Source organism: Pseudoalteromonas sp. SG43-6 (assembly GCF_014164365.1).
In the GTDB taxonomy this organism is placed as follows: domain Bacteria; phylum Pseudomonadota; class Gammaproteobacteria; order Enterobacterales; family Alteromonadaceae; genus Pseudoalteromonas; species Pseudoalteromonas rhizosphaerae.
Genome location: NZ_JACJEZ010000173.1, coordinates 1 through 443, shown reverse-complemented (window position 1 = coordinate 443; position 443 = coordinate 1). Strand labels below are relative to the sequence as shown.

Below are 443 nucleotides of genomic sequence, written 5' to 3'. Positions count from 1 at the left end.
AAACATTATTACAGTGTGCCGTATCAGTGGGTTAAGAAACAATTACGCGCACACATAACCAATCAGCTAGTACAGCTTTATCATGACGATACCTTAATCGCACAGCATCCGCGCTCACATCGTTTAGGTGGGCATACAACACAGCCTCATCATATGCCTCTGGCGCATCAAAAACAGCATGAGCAGTCACCGATAAACTTACGCTCATGGGCATTAAGTATTGGAGAGTATACCCACCAAGTTGTTGAGTTACAGCTCAGTGGACGGCGTCACCCCGAGCACGCTTATCGCGCCTGTTTAGGGGTGTTAAGTTTAGCTAAAATCTATTCAAAAGAGCGGCTTGAGCAAGCGTGTTATCGCGCGATCATAATGAATACGACCACACTTAAATCAATAAAGCAGATGCTGAAGAAAGGGTTGGATCAACAACCGTTACCCACACA

General features: G+C 45.4%; 1 protein-coding gene. It reads left to right on the top strand.

Translation table 11 applies throughout. The features are described 5' to 3' along the window. Window positions 1–443 (top strand): Mu transposase domain-containing protein (locus H5201_RS22660; protein WP_404936362.1); only part of this gene is annotated, 443 nt, incomplete at both ends.